Source organism: Sulfitobacter dubius (genome assembly GCF_027214245.1).
GTDB classification, from domain to species: Bacteria; Pseudomonadota; Alphaproteobacteria; order Rhodobacterales; family Rhodobacteraceae; genus Sulfitobacter; species Sulfitobacter dubius_A.
Window position 1 is genome coordinate 1 of record NZ_JAPWHM010000024.1, and the last position, 2,496, is coordinate 2,496.

Genomic DNA, 2,496 nt, shown 5'->3' on the forward strand with positions numbered 1-2,496 from the left:
TGTTGATTGTCACTGAGAACTGACCCGGTATTTTCACCGAGATTTGACCCACCCTCAGTTATGCGTCGTGGTCTATGATGCGGTCAATGTTTTGGCCTCCTTTGCAGTTTTCTTTGCTGCCTCAGAACTGACCTTGAAGCGGTAGCTGTCGTTTCCGGTTTCGAGGATGTGGCAGCGGTGGGTAAGCCGATCCAAGAGAGCGGTGGTCATCTTTGCATCCCCGAAGACCTGCGCCCATTCTGAGAAGCTAAGGTTGGTGGTGATGATCACACTGGTGCGCTCATAGAGCTTACTGAGTAGGTGGAAGAGCAATGCCCCACCAGATGAACTGAACGGCAGGTAGCCAAGCTCGTCTAAGATAACCAAATCGACCTTGGTCAGCATCTCAGCCAGTTTCCCAGCCTTTCCAAGCGCTTTCTCTTGCTCCAGTGCATTAACCAATTCCACGGTCGAGAAGAAGCGGACCTTTCGCCTGTGATGCTCAATCGCCTGCACACCAATTGCTGTAGCAGTATGGCTTTTGCCGGTTCCGGGGCCGCCGATCAGCACGACATTTTCAGTCGCTTCAATGAACTCGCACCGATGCAACTGTCGGACTGTTGCCTCGTTGATCTCACTGGACGCAAAGTCAAAGCCGGTGAGGTCTTTATATGCGGGGAAGCGGGCGACCTTCGTGTGGTAGGCGATAGACCGTACCTCGCGCTCGGCGATCTCGGCCTTGAGCAGCTGTGACAGCATTGGTGTGGCAGCTTCGAACGCTGGCGCGCCCTGGGCGACCAAGTCTTCAATCGCATTTGCCATGCCGTACAGCTTGAGACTGCGTAGCATGATCACGATAGAAGCTCCTGCTGGGTCATGACGCATGGCGCTTCTCCTTAGTCTGTCGCAACCCGTCATAGCGATCGACGTTGGCCTCTGGCGTTGACTGCAATGCCAGTGCGTCCGGCGGATCGACCTCGGGGTGATCTGTCGGTCTGCGGTCGATCAATCGATGCAACAGGTTCAGGATGTGCGTCTTGGTGGGGACGCCCGCTTCAAGTGCCAGCTCCACTGCGCACAAAACGTCATCTTCGTTGTGCTGAAGGACCAGAGACAGAATGTCGACCATCTCTCGGTCACCGCCTTCTTTACGCAGCATGTGATCCTGAAGTTGCCGGAAGGCATCCGGCATCTCCGTGAACGGCGCACCATTGCGTAAGGCACCTGGTTTGCGTTGGATGACAGCGAGATAGTGACGCCAGTCATAGATGACCTTGCCGGGCTTGCGATGAGACCGCTCGATGATCCGCGCATGCTCGCAAACCGTTTGCCCTTCAGCGACCATGACCAGCCGTTCGGGATAGACATGCAAACTGACACGTCGGTTCGCAAAGCTGGCGGGAACGCTGTAGCGATTGCGTTCGAACGTGATCAGGCATGTGGGTGACACACGCTTACTATGTTCGATAAAGCCATCGAATGCCGGCGGCAGTGCCATCAGCGTGGGCTTCTCGGCCTCCCACACGTCAGCGATGGACCCCGGCAAAGCCTTGTGCGGTGTCTCTGCCCAAAGGGCGATACAGCGATCTTCAAGCCATTGGTTCAGCTCTGCCTGATCGGCAAAGACTGGCATGACCTGCCACATGCGGTTGCGCGCATCCTGCACGTTCTTCTCAACCTGGCCTTTCTCCCAACCTGCGGCTGGATTGCAGAACTCGGGCTCAAACACGTAGTGGCTGGCCATAGCCTTGAAGCGTGCATTGACGTCCCGCTGCTTGCCTTTGCCCACACGATCAACGGCGGTCTTCATATTGTCATAGATCCCGCGACCAGGCACGCCGCCGAAGACGCGGAATGCATGCCAGTGGGCGTCAAACAGCATCTCGTGCGTTTGCAGCGGGTAGGCCCGCACCAAGAAAGCCCGGCTGTGTGACAGTTTGATATGCGCGACCTGAAGTTTGACGCGCTCACCACCGATGTTGGCCCTGTCCTCGCTCCAATCGAATTGGAAGGCTTCGCCGGGCGCGAACACCAAAGGCACATAGGTGCCGCGCCCCGTCGTCTGTTCCGCTCGATGCCGATCTTCACGCCATGCCCGGGCGAAAGCTGCCACGCGTTCATAGGAACCATTATATCCCAGCTTCACCAGATCAGCATGCATTTGCTTCACTGTCCGCCGCTCTTTGGGTGACTTCCGCGTCTGGATTAAAAGCCAGGCTGACAGCCGATCCGCGTAGGGGTCCAGCTTGCTTGGACGCTTGGGCGTCTTGAACCTCGGCTCCACCGCACCTTCACGCAGATACTTCTTGATCGTGTTCCGAGACAAACCCGTCCGCCGGGCAATCTCCCTGATTGGCATTTTGTCACGCAATGCCCAGCGTCGAATGACACTCAAAAATCCCATGTCGATCACTCCAAATCCCCCCAACCAAAACCGTCGGGGAAGTGTGTTCACATGGGTCAGTTCTCAGTGACAATTTATGGGGCTACCGGGTCAGTTCTCAGTGACAATCAACA

Annotated in this window: 2 protein-coding genes; both read right to left on the reverse strand. The window is 56.4% G+C overall.

All coding sequences use genetic code 11. The features are described from left to right. Positions 1-72: 72 nt before the first annotated feature. Positions 73-864 carry an IS21-like element helper ATPase IstB gene (gene istB / locus O4H31_RS19410; RefSeq protein WP_263046774.1) on the reverse strand — a complete coding sequence of 264 codons (792 nt, stop codon included), beginning with the start codon at positions 862-864 and terminating at the stop codon, positions 73-75. After that, positions 854-2,383 (reverse strand): IS21 family transposase, encoded by a 1,530-nt coding sequence (istA, locus tag O4H31_RS19415; protein ID WP_269348172.1) that lies wholly within the window; start codon positions 2,381-2,383, stop codon positions 854-856. Before istA ends, istB begins: the two co-directional genes overlap by 11 nt. Positions 2,384-2,496: the final 113 nt, after the last annotated feature.

Excerpts from the sequence above, each read along its gene's own strand:
- istB (WP_263046774.1), bottom strand. The coding sequence starts at position 864 with ATGCGTCATGACCCAGCAGGAGCTTCTATCGTGATCATGCTACGCAGT.
- istA (WP_269348172.1), bottom strand. The coding sequence starts at position 2,383 with ATGGGATTTTTGAGTGTCATTCGACGCTGGGCATTGCGTGACAAAATG.